Origin of the sequence: Mycobacterium sp. 1245805.9, from assembly GCF_001672915.1 — a bacterium.
In the GTDB taxonomy this organism is placed as follows: domain Bacteria; phylum Actinomycetota; class Actinomycetes; order Mycobacteriales; family Mycobacteriaceae; genus Mycobacterium.
Window position 1 is genome coordinate 1 of sequence record NZ_LZKR01000128.1, and the last position, 14,761, is coordinate 14,761.

Consider the following 14,761-nt stretch of genomic DNA (forward strand, 5'->3'; position numbering starts at 1 on the left):
CGCCACGCTGACCTGGTTCCTGCTGCGCCCCATCAGCAGCCAGTGGCGCGCCGCGAGCGTGTCCGCCACCGCCGCCGCGCTGTCGGCGTCGTTCACGTCGGTGCCCTACGTCGAGTTCGGCGTCGCGGCGATGCCCAACCTGGCCGCCTACGGCGTCGCGATCCCGACGTTCGTGCTGATCGCCTCGACGCTGCGGCACCGCGACCGCATCCCGGCGGCGGTGCTGGCGCTGGTGGGCGTCCTGTCGGTGCACCTGACCGGGGGGTTCATCGTCATCCTGTTCCTGTTGGCCTGGTGGCTCCTGGACGCGCTGTGGCATCCGGTGCGCGGCCGCCTCCCCGACGCGCTGACCCTGGCCGCCGTGGCCGTGCCCACCGCCGCGATCCTGGCGCCGCAATTCCTCGGCGTGCTGCGGCAGGCCGACATCATCGCCGGGCACGCCTTCCCCAGCTTCAAGAGCGTGAAGCAGGGCATCATCGACGCGCTGCTGCTGCACACCCGCCACCTGAACGACTTCCCGACCCAATACAGCCTGGTGTTTCTGGCGTTCATCGGCATGGCGATCCTGCTCTACAAGAGGATCTGGTGGCCGCCGGCCGTCTGGGTGGTGCTGACCGTCGCAACCATCTACTCGGGGGCGCCGTTTCGCAATCCCCTCGGCCGCACCATCGAGGTGTTCAGCCAGTTCTTCTACAACGATCCGCGCCGGCTCTCGGCGGTGGTGACGATGCTGGTGACGCCGATGGCGGGCATCGCGCTGTTCGCGATCGTCGTGGGCTTCGTCGCCCTCGCGAAGCGGCTCACCGAGCGGTTCACCCGGCTGCCTGCCCCGGTCTGGACCGCGGCGACGGCGTTCCTGCTGGTGGCGGCCGTCCTGGTCAGCGGCCGGCAATACCTCTACCGGCACCTGGTGCTGTTCGGCGACAAGTACGACTCGGTGATCATCGACCAGCGAGACCTGATGGCGATGGCGTATCTGGCCAAGCTGCCCGGCGCCCGCAACACCGTGATCGGCAACTCCAACGTCGACGGCACCGCCTGGATGTACGCGGTGGCCGACCTGCACCCGCTGTGGACCCATTACGACTTCCCGCAGCAGACCGGTCCGGGCTACTACCGCTACATCTTCTGGATCTCCGCCCGCAAGGGCGAGTCCGATCCGAAGGTCGCCGAGGCGATTAAAGCGCTCAATATCAGGTACATCCTGACCAGCGCGCCGAACGTCAGAGGGTTTGCCACACCCGAAGGACTAGTGTCTCTGGATAAGTCGAAGTCGTGGACGATGATCTACGACAACGGCGGGGCCCGAATCTACGAATGGCGCGAGGACATCGCGGCGCCGCCCCCTTAGACGCAAAAGAGGATGGTGAATGGATTGACTAACGGCAACGACGGCCCGGACGCCGACGGCATCGAGGTGATCGGCGGCGTCGATCCGCGGATCATGGCGCTCCGCGACGCCGACGACGACGACTCCGACGAGCGCTCCCTGACCGACCTGGTCGAGCAGCCCGCCAAGGTGATGCGGATCGGCACGATGATCAAGCAACTGCTCGAGGAGGTGCGCGCCGCACCCCTGGACGAGGCCAGCCGCAACCGGCTGCGCGACATCCACGCGACGAGCATCCGCGAGCTCGAAGACGGCCTGGCGCCGGAACTGCGTGAGGAGCTCGATCGGCTCACCCTGCCGTTCAACGAGGACGCCGCGCCGTCGGACGCCGAACTGCGCATCGCGCAGGCGCAGCTGGTCGGATGGTTGGAAGGACTGTTCCACGGCATCCAGACCGCGCTGTTCGCCCAGCAGATGGCCGCACGCGCGCAACTCGAGCAGATGCGCCAGGGGGCGCTTCCCCCGGGCATCAGGTCGGGCCACGGCCCGGGTTCGGGCACCGGGCAATACCTGTAAGCCATGACGCTGCCGGGGCCGGGTCCGCACATCGAGACGCGCGACGCGTGGGTGGAATTTCCCATCTTCGATGCCAAGTCGCGGTCGTTGAAGAAGGCGTTCCTGGGCAAGGCGGGCGGCACGATCGGCCGCAACAGCTCCAACGTCGTCGTCGTCGAGGCGTTGCGCGACATCACGATGAAGCTCGAGCTGGGCGACCGGGTCGGCCTCGTCGGCCACAACGGGGCCGGGAAATCGACGCTGCTGCGCCTCCTTTCGGGCATCTACGAGCCCACCCGCGGATGGGCGAGGGTCACCGGGCGGGTCGCGCCGGTGTTCGACCTCGGGGTCGGCATGGACCCGGAGATCTCGGGCTACGAGAACATCATCATCCGCGGCCTGTTTCTCGGGCAGACCCGAAAGCAGATGCTGAGCAAGGTCGACGAGATCGCCGAGTTCACCGAGCTGGGCGACTACCTGTCGATGCCGCTGCGCACCTACTCCACCGGGATGCGGGTCCGGCTGGCGATGGGGGTGGTCACCAGCATCGACCCGGAGATCCTGCTGCTCGACGAGGGCATCGGCGCGGTGGACGCCGACTTCCTGAAGAAGGCCCAGACCCGGCTGCAGCGGCTGGTCGAGCGCTCCGGAATCCTGGTGTTCGCAAGCCATTCCAACGAGTTCCTGGCCCGGCTGTGCAAGACCGCGATGTGGATTGACCACGGTGTCATCCGCATGTCCGGCGGCATCGAGGACGTAGTGCGCGCGTACGAGGGCGAGGACGCGGCCCGGCACGTGCGCGAAGTGCTGGCCGAGACCGCCGGACAGCCATGAGCGACACCGTCTTTGCCGTCGTGGTCACCCACCGACGCCCCGACGAGCTCGCCAAATCGCTGGACGCGCTCAGCAGCCAAACGCGGTTGCCCGATCACCTGATCGTGGTCGACAACGACGGTGACGACCGGGTCCGCGATCTGGTTGCCGGCCAACCCATTTCGACGACCTATCTGGGCTCGCGCCGAAACCTCGGTGGCGCGGGCGGTTTCGCGCTGGGCATGCTGCACGCCCTGGCGCAGGGCGCCGACTGGGTGTGGCTGGCCGACGACGACGGGCGACCCCAGGACTCGCACGTGCTGGCGACGCTGCTGGCCTGCGCTGAGAAGTACGGCCTGGCCGAGGTGTCGCCGATGGTGTGCAACATGGACGATCCGGCGCGGCTGGCTTTCCCGTTGCGGCGCGGGCTGGTATGGCGCAGGCGGACAAGCGAATTGCGCACCGAGGAGGGGCAGGACCTGCTGCGCGGGATCGCGTCGTTGTTCAACGGCGCGCTGTTCAAGGCGTCGACGCTGGAGTCGATCGGCGTGCCGGACCTGCGGCTGTTCGTGCGCGGCGACGAGGTGGAGATGCACCGCCGGCTGGTTCGGTCCGGCCTGCCGTTCGGCACCTGCCTGGACGCGGTCTACCTGCATCCGTGCGGATCCGATGAGTTCAAACCGATCCTGGGCGGCCGGATGCACACGCAATATCCCGACGACGCCACCAAGCGGTTCTTCACCTACCGCAACCGCGGCTACCTGATGGCGCAGCCGGGCCTGCGCAAGCTCCTGTTCCAGGAGTGGGTCCGATTCGGCTGGTTCTTCCTGGTGACCCGCCGCGACCCCAAGGGCCTGTCTGATTGGATTCGGTTGCGCCGCTTGGGGCGTCGCGAGCGCTTCGGGAAGCCGGGAGGGACGCCGTGACGCGCGCCGGCGACGATGCAGAGCGGAGCGATGAGGTGGGGGTACCGCCCGCTTGCGGGGGAGAGTGGCGCAGATGACGTTTGTCGATGCCGCCGCGCAGTCGCGGACCTTCGCCCGCGCCCGCAGCGACCTGGTCGACGGTTTCCGCCGTCACGAGCTGTGGCTGCACCTGGGTTGGCAGGACATCAAGCAGCGCTACCGCCGCTCGGTGCTGGGACCGTTCTGGATCACCATCGCCACCGGGACGACAGCCGTCGCGATGGGAGGCCTGTACTCGAAGCTGTTCCACCTGGACCTGGCGGTCCACCTGCCCTACGTCACGCTCGGCCTGATCATCTGGAACCTGATCAACGCCTCGATCCTGGAGGGCGCCGACGTGTTCGTCGCCAACGAGGGGTTGATCAAGCAGCTGCCCACGCCGCTCTCCGTGCATGTCTACCGGCTGGTGTGGCGCCAGATGCTCCTGTTCGCACACAACATCGTGATCTACGTCGTCGTCGCGATCATCTACCCCAAGCCGTGGTCGTGGGCCGACCTGTCCGTCATCCCGGCGCTGGTGCTGATCGTGCTCAATTCGATCTGGGTGTCACTGTGTTTCGGCATCCTGGCCACGCGTTACCGCGACATCGGCCCGTTGCTCAATTCCCTCGTGCAGCTGCTGTTCTTCATGACGCCGATCATCTGGAACGACGACACGATGCGGGCGCAGGGTGCCGGCCGCTGGTCGAGCATCGTCGAACTCAACCCGCTGCTGCACTACCTCGATATCGTCCGCGCCCCGCTGCTGGGCGCCCACCAGGAGCTGCGGCACTGGGTGGTCGTCTTGGCGCTGACGGTCATCGGCTGGCTGCTGGCGGCCTTCGGGATGCGGCAGTACCGCGCCCGGGTGCCGTACTGGGTTTAGTGTTTTTGCGATCGGTAGGCGCCCCGTCGCCGTTTAATGGCGGCATGAACACCAACGCTCACCGCATCCGGCGGGCCGCCGCCGGCACGCTGCTGTCGGGTGTCGCCGCACTCGCCGCCCTTGGGCTCACCACGGGGACGGCCCACGCCTTCACCTACCCGAAATCGGTATGCAACTACCACGCGTGCAGCTATATCTGGTGCCCCGACATGCCCTTGCCGCAGCCCAGCGGCGGGACGCCGGATTGGGACATGAATGCCTGCCACCACTTCATGTTCGGCATCATGAGCCCGAATTCCCAACCGTGGGTCAGCAACGGCGGAGCCAACCGGCAGGTTGCCCCGATGCTCATCGAGGGCGACCCGGGGCCCTAACCCGGTTTTGCCACTGCTCTTCTAGCGCGCCAAGGATCTTTCAAGAATCCGTAAAGGCGCCGACCCGACGCTGCACTCATGGGTCACATCGCTTTCGACGATGACGTGTACGTCGCCACCATTCATCGCGCCGACACTCCGATCGGCCGGGCGGCGCGGTTCCACATGCGCAAGCTGTTCGGCGAGCTGCCCTGCTGCCACCGTTCGTGGGCCAATCGCGGCAAGCGCTTCTTCCTGCACGGCTACGAGCGCGCCTTCGAGGTCGAGTTCGCTTGCGCCGAAACCGAACCCGGCACCGGCCTGGTGATCGACGCCGGCGCCGTCGCCGAAGTCCGGTCGGCACTGCGATACCAGTTCGACCACACCACGCTGATCGCGCAGGACGACCCGCAGCGCGACCTGTTCGAACTGCTGGCCGAGCGGGGCGTTATCGATCTGCGGATCATGGAGCACACCGGCATGGAGGGCTCGGCAGCATGGGTGTTCGAGACCGCCGAACGGATCGTCGCGCTGGCGACCGGTGGCCGGGTCTGGGTCTCGCGGATCGAGGCGCGGGAAAGCCGCAACAACGTGGTCACCCTCACCGCGGGACCGATCCGGGCCGCCGGCTGGGCGTGACGGTGCGGGTTACGAGCGCCGACCAGCAAACGAGGATAGATTCGCCGCACTACTGGGTATGTGTAGAACAACCAAGTTTCCCTGCGCGTAAGGTGGCGGCTGCCCTGATGGTGGTGCAACACTGTAGCGCTACAGGTCAGCAAGTGACGGCAGACAGGATCGGGTCGACTGACGTGAGCAAAAAAGCCAAGTCGGCGGCGGATGAGGCGCGGGAAAACCTCGCCGCAGAGCTGGACCGCCTCAAGCAGCGGCGTGATCGCCTCGAGGTCGAGGTCAAAAACGACCGCGGCATGGTCGGCGACCATGGAGACGCGGCCGAGGCGATACAGCGCGCGGACGAGCTCGTCGTCCTCGGCGATCGGATCAACGAACTGGACCGCCGCTTGCGCAGCGGGCCGTCGCACTCGGACGACTCCGAGACGCTGCCCGGCGGCACCGAGGTCACGCTGCGGTTTCCCGACGGCGAAGTCGTCACCATGCACGTGATTTCCATCGTCGAAGAGACCCCCATCGGCCGCGAGGCCGAGACGTTGACCGCGCGCAGCCCGTTGGGCCAGGCCCTCGCGGGGCACAAGGCCGGCGACACGGTGACCTACACGACGCCGCAAGGCGAAAACCAGGTCGAGCTGATCGCGGTGAAGCTGCCCCGTTAACAGGCTGCCGGTGGCGCCGGCCCCGATAGACTCGCCGCAATGATCCCGCCCGAGCCCGACGCCGCTCCCGCGCGCCCGCACCTGGGTTTGACGACACAGGTAATGCGCTTCGTCGTCACCGGCGGGATGGCCGGAATCGTCGACTTCGGCCTGTACCTGGTGCTCTACAAGGTGTTGGGACTGCAGGTCGACCTGTCCAAGGCAACGAGCTTCATCGTCGGCACCATCACCGCCTACCTGATCAATCGCCGATGGACGTTTCAAGCGGCTCCCAGCACCGCCCGCTTCGTCGCGGTCATGGTCCTCTACGCCGTCACCTTCACCGTGCAGGTCGGCCTCAACCACCTCTGCCTGTCGCTTTTGCACTATCGCAGCTGGGCGATACCTGTCGCGTTCGTGATCGCGCAGGGCACGGCAACGGTGATCAACTTCATCGTGCAGCGAGCCATTATCTTCCGCATCCGCTGACCGACCTGGCCAGATCGGATTGTCCGCCTCCTCGGCGGGACGCAAGCGTCCCGCATCGTCGCCGAACCAGGCGGTACCCTCTTTGACGATGTTCACCACCAAGCGGCTCGCTGGCTGGGGGCGTACCGCGCCCTCTGTGGCGGCGGTGCTTTCCACGCCGGACCCGGAGGAGATCGCGAAAGCCGTGGCCAATACCGCCGACGCGGGCGGGCGCGGCGTGATCGCCCGCGGCCTGGGCCGTTCCTACGGCGACAACGCGCAAAATGGCGGCGGGCTGGTGATCGACATGACCGAGCTGAACACCATCCACTCGATCAGTGCCGACACCAAGCTGGCCGACCTCGATGCCGGGGTCAACCTCGACCAGCTGATGAAGGCTGCGCTGCCGTTCGGCCTGTGGGTGCCGGTGCTGCCCGGCACCCGGCAGGTCACCATCGGCGGCGCGATCGCCTGCGACATCCACGGCAAGAACCATCACAGCGCGGGCAGCTTCGGCAACCACGTGCGCAGCATGGACCTGCTGACCGCCGACGGCCAGGTCCGCCACCTCACTCCGACCGGTCAGGACTCCGAGCTGTTCTGGGCCACGGTCGGGGGCAACGGTCTCACCGGGATCATCCTTCGGGCCACCATCGAGATGACCCCAACCGAGACGGCGTATTTCATCGCCGACGGTGACGTCACCGCCAGCCTGGACGAAACGGTCGCATTTCACAGCGACGGCAGCGAGGCCAACTACACCTATTCCAGCGCGTGGTTCGACGCGATCAGCGCGCCGCCGAAACTCGGCCGCGCGGCGATCTCGCGCGGTTCGCTCGCCAAGCTCGACCAGTTGCCGCCAAAGCTACGGCGCAATCCGCTGAAATTCGATGCGCCGCAACTGCTCACGTTTCCCGACGTCTTCCCGAACGGCTTGGCCAACAAGTACACCTTCGGGCCGATCGGCGAGTTGTGGTACCGCAAGTCCGGGACGTACCGCGGCAAGATTCAGAACCTGACGCAGTTCTACCACCCCCTGGACATGTTCGGCGAGTGGAACCGCGCTTACGGTCCCGCCGGTTTCGGCCAGTACCAGTTCGTCGTGCCCACCACCGCCGTGGAGGAGTTCAAGGGCATCATCCGCGACATCCAAAAGTCCGGGCACTATTCATTTCTCAATGTGTTCAAACTGTTCGGGCCGGGCAATCAGGCCCCGCTCAGCTTCCCCATTCCCGGCTGGAACGTGTGCGTCGACTTCCCCATCAAGCCAGGTCTCAACGAGTTCCTGAACGAACTCGACCGCCGGGTACTGGAATTCGGTGGCCGGGTCTATACGGCCAAGGATTCGCGCACCACCGCCGAAACCTTCCACGCCATGTATCCGCGCATCGACGAGTGGATCGCCCTGCGCCGCAAGGTCGATCCCCTGCGGGTGTTCGCCTCCGACATGGCCCGACGCTTGGAGTTGTTGTAGATGGTGCGCCAATGGTTTTAGATGCCGTGGGAAATCCGCAGACCATCCTGCTGCTCGGTGGGACCTCCGAGATCGGGCTGGCCATCTGCGAACGCTACCTGCAGAACGCACACGCGCGAATCATCCTGGCGGCCATGCCCGATGACCCGGGCCGCGAGGACGCGGTGGCCCAGATGAAGGCCGCCGGCGCGCGCTCGGTGCAGCTGATTGACTTCGAGGCCACCGACGCCGACAGCCACCCGAAGACGATCGACCAGGCCTTCGCGGACGGCGATGTCGACGTCGCCATCGTGGCGTTCGGCATCCTCGGCGACGCCGAGGAGCTGTGGCAGAACCAGCGCAAGGCCGTGTTGGCCGCCGAGATCAATTACACCGCAGCGGTTTCCGTGGGTGTGCTGCTGGGCGAGAAGATGCGCGCCCAAGGCTTCGGGCAGATCATCGCGATGAGCTCGGCCGCCGGCGAGCGGGTGCGGCGGTCCAACTTCGTCTACGGCTCGACCAAGGCGGGCCTGGACGGTTTCTATCTGGGACTGGGGGAAGCGCTGCGCGAGTACGGGGTTCGCGTGCTGGTGATCCGCCCGGGCCAGGTGCGTACCCGGATGAGCGCCCACGTCAAGGAGGCGCCGCTCACCGTCGACAAGGAGTACGTCGCCAACCTCGCGGTGACCGCATCCGCAAAAGGTAAGGAATTGGTTTGGGCGCCACCGGCATTCAGGTACGTGATGATGGTGTTGCGGCACATCCCGCGGAGCATCTTCCGCAAGCTGCCAATCTAACCATGCGCAACGCACTGGCCAGCCTCGGCCAGATGGCCACGGCGATGGTGACCGCCGTCTTGGTAGCTATTGGGGTGGCGGTGCCGTCGCTGATCGCGATCGCCGGCGTGCAATGGCCGGCCTACCCGTCGTCGAACCAGCTGCACGCGCTGACCACCGTCGGGCAGGTCGGCTGCCTGGCCGGGCTGGTCGCCGTCGGCTGGCTGTGGCGGCGGTCCACGCGTCCCCGCAACCGACGGCTCGCACAAGTGGGCGGCCTGGTGTTCGTCTCCGCGTTCACGGTCGTGACGCTGGGCATGCCGCTGGGTGCCACCAAGCTGTACCTGTTCGGCATCTCGGTGGACCAGCAGTTCCGCACCGAATACCTGACCCGGCTCGCCGACAGCCCGGCCCTGCACGACATGACCTACCTCGGGCTGCCGACGTTCTATCCGCCGGGCTGGTTCTGGATCGGCGGCCGCGTCGCGGCGCTCACCGGGATACCGGCCTGGGAGATGTACAAGCTGTGGGCCATCACGTCGATCGCCATCGCGGTGGCGGTCGCGCTGGTGCTGTGGTGGCGGATGATCCGCTTCGAGTACGCGCTGATCGTGACCACCGCGACGGCCGCCGTGACCCTGGCCTACGGCTCGCCGGAGCCCTATTCCGCGATGATCACGGTGCTGTTGCCGCCGGTGCTGGTGCTCACCTGGTCGGGGCTGCGCGCCGGCGAGCGTGCGGCTGGCCGCACACTCGAGCCCGAGCGTGAAGCTGGCCGCACGCTCGACGCAACGCAGACGGCCCAAGGTTGGGCCGCGGTCGTCGGTGCCGGGTTGTTCCTCGGCTGGGCGGCCACCTGGTACACGCTGCTGTTCGGGTTCAGCGCGTTCACGGTGTTGCTGATGGCGGTGCTGCTGGCCGGCGCGCGCTGGCGGCGCGGCGGCTTCGGGACCGCGCTCGACCCGCTGCGCCGGCTGGCCGTCATCGCCGCCATCGCGGCGGCCTTCGCGAGCATCACCTGGGTGCCGTTCCTGCTGCGCGCGGCCCGGAACCCCGTCAGCAACAGCGGCAGCGCCTTCCACTACCTGCCGGCCGACGGCGCCGTGCTGACCTTCCCGATGCTGCAGTTCTCGCTGCTCGGGGCGGTCTGCCTGCTGGGTGCCCTGTGGCTGGTGGTGCGCGCGCGGTCGTCGGTACGGGCGGGCTCCCTGGCCATCGGCGTGCTGGCCGTCTACCTCTGGTCGCTGCTGTCGATGCTGACCACGCTGGCGCGCACCACGCTGCTGTCGTTCCGGCTGCAGCCCACGCTGACCGTGCTGCTGGTCGCGGCGGGGGCGTTCGGCTTTGTGGAGGCCGTCAAGGCGCTGGCCCCACGCAGCCGCGCCATCGCGCCGGTGGCCGGCGCCGTCGGCCTGTCCGCCGCGATCGCGTTCAGCCAGGACATCCCCGACGTGCTGCGGCCCGACCTGACCATCGCCTACACGGACACCGACGGCCACGGCCAGCGCGGCGATCGCCGGCCGCCGAGTTCCGAGAAGTTCTACCCGGCGATCGACGCCGCCATCCTCGCGGTGACCGGCAAGCCGCGCGACCAGATCGTAGTGATGACGGCCGACTACAGCTTCCTGTCCTACTACCCCTACTGGGGGTTCCAGGGGCTGACGTCGCATTACGCCAACCCGCTGGCGCAGTTCGACCTGCGGGCCGCGCAGATCGAGAAGTGGTCCACGCTCAAGACGGCCGACGAGTTCATCCACGCGCTCGACACGTCGCCGTGGCCGCCGCCCACCGTGTTCCTGATGCGCCGCGGCGCGAACAGCAACTACACGTTGCGGTTGGCGCAGGACGTGTACCCGAACCAGCCCAACGTTCGCCGGTACACCGTGGACTTGCCCGCGGCCCTCTTTGCCGATCCCCGTTTCGTCGTCGACACCATCGGCCCGTTCGTGCTGGCCGTGCGCAAGCCGAACTGATGGCCACCGAAACCTCGGCTGACTTGGCCGCACAACTACCATCTACCCCCGTGGACGACGCGGGAGGTAACTACCGGATCGCCCGGCTCGTTGCTACCGTCGCCGGTCTGCTGGGCGCCCTGCTGGCGATCGCCACCCCGGTGCTGCCGGTCAACCAGACCACCGCCCAACTGAACTGGCCGCAACACGGCACGTTCGAGAGCGTCGATGCCCCGCTGATCGGTTACGTGGCAACCGATTTGAACGTCAGCGTGCCGTGTCAGGCGGCCGCCGGGCTGGCCGGCCCGCAGAACGCCGGCAAGACGGTGCTGCTGTCGACCGTGCCCAAACAGGCGCCCAAGGCCGTCGACCGCGGGCTGCTGATCCAACGCGCCAACGACTATCTGGTGCTCGTGGTGCGCAACGTCGCGGTGGTCACCGCCCCGCTGAGCCAGGTGCTCAGCCCGGCCTGCCAGCGGCTGACCTTCACCGCGCACGCCGACCGGGTCACCGCCGAGTTCGTCGGCCTGACCCAGGGGCCCAACGCCGAGCACCCCGGCGCGCCGCTGCGCGGGGAGAAGAGCGGTTACGACTTCCGGCCGCAGATCGTCGGCGTGTTCACCGATCTCGCCGGGCCGGCGCCGCCGGGCCTGAGCTTCTCGGCGACCGTCGACACCCGCTACAGCAGCAGCCCCACCCAGCTGAAGATGGCGGCGATGATTCTCGGGGTGGTGCTGACCGCCGCCGCGCTGGTGGCGCTGCACGTCCTCGACACCGCCGACGGCACCCGGCACCGGCGCTTCCTGCCCGCCCGATGGTGGTCGATCGGCGGCCTGGACGCCCTCGTCATCGCGGTGCTGGCGTGGTGGCATTTCGTCGGCGCCAACACTTCCGACGACGGCTACATCCTGACCATGGCCCGGGTGTCCGAGCACGCCGGCTACATGGCCAACTACTACCGGTGGTTCGGCACGCCCGAGGCGCCCTTCGGCTGGTACTACGACCTGCTGGCGGTGTGGGCCCACGTCAGCACCACCAGCATCTGGATGCGGCTGCCCACCCTGGCCATGGCGCTGACGTGCTGGTGGGTGATCAGCCGCGAGGTCATGCCCCGCCTGGGCCACGCCGTCAAGCGGAACAGGGCCGCGGCCTGGACCGCGGCCGGCATGTTCCTGGCCGTCTGGCTGCCGCTCGACAACGGCCTGCGCCCGGAACCGATCATCGCCGTGGGGATCCTGCTGACGTGGTGTTCGGTGGAGCGCGCGGTGGCCACCAGCCGGCTGCTGCCGGTGGCGATCGCCTGCATCATCGGCGCGCTGACGCTGTTCTCGGGGCCGACGGGCATCGCCTCGATCGGCGCGCTGCTGGTCGCGATAGGTCCGCTGCGGACCATCCTGCACCGCAGATCCACCCGGTTCGGTGCGCTGCCGCTGGTCGCGCCCCTGCTGGCCGCGGCCACCGTCACCGCAATCCTGATCTTCCGCGACCAGACGCTGGCCGGCGAGGCCCAGGCCACCGCGCTCAAACGGGCCGTCGGACCCAGCCTGAGCTGGTTCGACGAACACATCCGCTACGAACGGCTGTTCATGGCCAGCCCCGACGGGTCGGTCGCCCGCCGCTTCGCGGTGCTCGCGCTGGTGCTGGCGCTCGCGATCACGGTCGCGATGTCGTTGCGCAAGGGGCGAATTCCCGGCACCGCCGCCGGGCCGAGTCGGCGCATCGTCGGGATCACCATCATCTCGTTCGTCGCCATGATGTTCACCCCGACCAAATGGACCCACCACTTCGGGGTGTTCGCCGGGCTGGCCGGACCGCTGGGCGCGCTGGCCGCGGTCGCGGTGACCTCGATGGCGATGCGGTCCCGGCGCAACCGCACCGTGTTTTCCGCCGTGGTGCTGTTCCTGGTGGCACTGTCGTTTGCCAGCGTCAACGGCTGGTGGTATGTGTCCAATTTCGGTGTGCCGTGGTCGAATTCGTTCCCGGCATGGCATTACGCCTTCGCCACCGCGCTACTCGGCGGGACCGCGCTGGTGCTGCTGCTGGCGGCGTGGTTCCACTTCGTCGCCCCGGACAACGGCCCGCCCAAGACCCGCTTCGGAACGCGGGTGGCCGGAATCGTCCAGTCCCCCTTGGCCATTGCGGCGTGGCTGCTGGTCGTGTTCGAGGTCGCCTCGCTGACGCTCGCGATGACCGACCAGTACCCGGCGTGGTCGGTGGGCCGCTCCAACCTGCAAGCCCTGGCCGGCAAATCCTGCGGGCTGGCCGAGGACGTGCTCGTCGAGCCGGACCCCAACGCCGGGATGCTGGCGCCGGTGGGCGCCTCGGTGGCCGACGCGCTGGGGGCCGGTCCGTCGGAAGCGTTCACCCCCAATGGCATTCCGGCCGACGTGCGCGCCGACCCGGTGATGGAACGTCCCGGCGATCGCAGCTTCATCAACGAGGACAGGCTGACCACCGGCGCCGAACCCGGCACCGAGGGCGGCACCAACCCGGCACCGGGGATCAACGGTTCGGTCGCCCAGCTGCCCTACAACCTCGACCCGGCCCGCACGCCGGTGCTGGGCAGCTGGCGCGCGGGCATCCAGGTTCCCGCGCACCTGCGCTCGGGCTGGTACCGGCTGCCCGCCCGCGACCGGGCGCGCCCGCTGCTGGTGGTCAGCGCCGCCGGCCGGTTCGACCCCCGCGAGGTCCAGGTGCAGTGGGCCACCGACGACGAAGCGGCCGCCGGGCACCCCGGCGGGTCCTTCCAGTTGTCCGACGTCGGCGCCTCGCCGGCCTGGCGCAACCTGCGGCTGCCGCTGTCGGCCATCCCGAGCGCCGCCACCCAGATCCGCCTGGTCGCCGACGACGAAGACCTGGCGCCGCAGCACTGGATCGCGCTGACGCCGCCGCGGATTCCGCAACTGCGCACGCTGCAGGACGTCGTCGGGTCCAAGGACCCGGTGTTCCTGGATTGGCTTGTCGGCCTGGCGTTTCCGTGTCAACGGCCGTTCGGCCACCAAAACGGGGTCGACGAGACGCCGAAGTGGCGCATCCTGCCGGACCGCTTCGGCGCCGAGGCCAACTCACCGGTGATGGACAACAACGGCGGCGGCCCGTTGGGCGTCACCGAATTGCTGGTGAAGGCGACCACGATGCCGACGTATCTGAAGGACGACTGGTCGCGCGATTGGGGCTCGCTGCAACGGTTGACGCCGTACTACCCCAACGCGCAGCCCGCCGAGTTGCAGCTCGGGATCGCGACGCGCAGCGGCCTGTGGAACCCGGCCCCGCTGCGGAAGACCTAGCGTCGGTCAGTTAACTTCCGGGCGGCTCGGGGCACAAGAACAGGCCGCAATTGCCCGGCGGCTTTCGGATTGGCGCGGGCGGATTAGCGCCGTCCCAGATGGTGTTCCAGCGGCCGCCGACGTTGCCCTTCGGGCCGCCGACGAGCAGGTACCACGTGTGGCAGCTGCCCATGTCCCATTGGATGTCGGCCTGCGGCAGGGGTTGGCCCGGACACCATTGATGGGGGCCTTCGGCCCAGGCGTCGGCGTGCGCAATTCCCGTGGCCGCGCCGAGGCCCGCCACCGCGACACCGGTCGACAGCACAGCACCGGCGATGATCCGCTTCAAGATCTTCATGGCTGGTTCCTTGTCTCGTCGTTACAGCCCGGGCAGGCATAACCCGGGGATACAGCCCAGGTCCGGCGGCGGGGTATCGCCCTCGTAGACGAAGTGACCGCGATTGGCCTGGAACCCATAGTCGACCCAATACCAGGTGTGGCAGACGTTCATGTCCCACACGACATCGGTCTCCGGTAGATGTTGGCCGGGACACCATTGATAGGGGCCCCGGGGTTTGGCCTGGGCGGTGCCCGCGGCCAACCCCAATCCGGCCACCGCGAAAATGACTGACAGCAAGGCCAGGGCAAAGATCCGGCGCATGCCCCGAGTGTCACCCACGCCAATTGCGAAATT

At 68.0% G+C, this 14,761-nt stretch carries 15 protein-coding genes; 13 read left to right on the plus strand and 2 right to left on the minus strand.

The genetic code is table 11. The features are described 5' to 3' along the window. From A9X00_RS18160 to A9X00_RS18220, 13 genes are all read left to right on the plus strand, one after another. A partial coding sequence (locus A9X00_RS18160; RefSeq protein ID WP_067156310.1) for a DUF6541 family protein occupies window positions 1–1,351 on the plus strand: 1,351 nt, incomplete at its 5' end. Between the two features lie 12 nt (window positions 1,352–1,363). After that, entirely contained in the window at window positions 1,364–1,906 is a 543-nt protein-coding gene (locus A9X00_RS18165) for a bacterial proteasome activator family protein (protein WP_156772161.1), read from the plus strand. A gap of 3 nt (window positions 1,907–1,909) precedes the next feature. Next, entirely contained in the window at window positions 1,910–2,719 is an 810-nt protein-coding gene (locus A9X00_RS18170) for an ABC transporter ATP-binding protein (protein ID WP_067156313.1), read from the plus strand. Next, complete coding sequence (locus tag A9X00_RS18175) at window positions 2,716–3,624, plus strand: glycosyltransferase (RefSeq protein WP_067156316.1); 909 nt, start codon at window positions 2,716–2,718, stop codon at window positions 3,622–3,624. Before A9X00_RS18170 ends, A9X00_RS18175 begins: the two co-directional genes overlap by 4 nt. A 73-nt stretch (window positions 3,625–3,697) precedes the next feature. Further along, complete coding sequence (locus tag A9X00_RS18180; protein WP_067156318.1) at window positions 3,698–4,528, plus strand: ABC transporter permease; 831 nt, start codon at window positions 3,698–3,700, stop codon at window positions 4,526–4,528. A 44-nt stretch (window positions 4,529–4,572) separates the two neighbouring features. Further along, a complete protein-coding gene (locus tag A9X00_RS18185; RefSeq protein ID WP_067156321.1) occupies window positions 4,573–4,902 on the plus strand; it encodes a hypothetical protein in 330 nt (109 codons plus the stop codon). A 78-nt stretch (window positions 4,903–4,980) separates the two neighbouring features. Beyond that, window positions 4,981–5,520 carry a 6-carboxytetrahydropterin synthase gene (locus tag A9X00_RS18190; protein WP_082975369.1) on the plus strand — a complete coding sequence of 180 codons (540 nt, stop codon included), beginning with the start codon at window positions 4,981–4,983 and terminating at the stop codon, window positions 5,518–5,520. Between the two features lie 173 nt (window positions 5,521–5,693). Next, window positions 5,694–6,173, plus strand: coding sequence for a GreA/GreB family elongation factor (locus A9X00_RS18195; RefSeq protein WP_067156324.1), 480 nt, complete (start codon window positions 5,694–5,696; stop codon window positions 6,171–6,173). Between the two features lie 102 nt (window positions 6,174–6,275). Beyond that, window positions 6,276–6,641, plus strand: a complete 366-nt coding sequence (locus tag A9X00_RS18200; RefSeq protein WP_156772164.1) for a GtrA family protein — start codon at window positions 6,276–6,278, stop codon at window positions 6,639–6,641. Between the two features lie 88 nt (window positions 6,642–6,729). Further along, the gene (locus A9X00_RS18205; RefSeq protein WP_067156331.1) at window positions 6,730–8,094 is read left to right on the plus strand and encodes an FAD-binding oxidoreductase; all 1,365 of its coding nucleotides are present in this window, start codon (window positions 6,730–6,732) and stop codon (window positions 8,092–8,094) included. Window positions 8,095–8,105: 11 nt separating this feature from the next. Then, window positions 8,106–8,870, plus strand: a complete 765-nt coding sequence (locus A9X00_RS18210; protein ID WP_067156334.1) for a decaprenylphospho-beta-D-erythro-pentofuranosid-2-ulose 2-reductase — start codon at window positions 8,106–8,108, stop codon at window positions 8,868–8,870. Between the two features lie 2 nt (window positions 8,871–8,872). Then, window positions 8,873–10,822, plus strand: a complete 1,950-nt coding sequence (locus tag A9X00_RS18215; RefSeq protein ID WP_067156337.1) for a galactan 5-O-arabinofuranosyltransferase — start codon at window positions 8,873–8,875, stop codon at window positions 10,820–10,822. Beyond that, complete coding sequence (locus A9X00_RS18220) at window positions 10,822–14,088, plus strand: arabinosyltransferase domain-containing protein (protein WP_067156340.1); 3,267 nt, start codon at window positions 10,822–10,824, stop codon at window positions 14,086–14,088. Before A9X00_RS18215 ends, A9X00_RS18220 begins: the two co-directional genes overlap by 1 nt. 10 nt (window positions 14,089–14,098) lie before the next feature. Here A9X00_RS18220 and A9X00_RS18225 read toward each other — a convergent pair whose 3' ends face one another. Then, a complete protein-coding gene (locus A9X00_RS18225) occupies window positions 14,099–14,425 on the minus strand; it encodes a hypothetical protein (RefSeq protein ID WP_067156343.1) in 327 nt (108 codons plus the stop codon). 21 nt (window positions 14,426–14,446) lie between these two features. Further along, a complete protein-coding gene (locus tag A9X00_RS18230) occupies window positions 14,447–14,728 on the minus strand; it encodes a hypothetical protein (protein ID WP_067156346.1) in 282 nt (93 codons plus the stop codon). Window positions 14,729–14,761 lie beyond the last annotated feature (33 nt).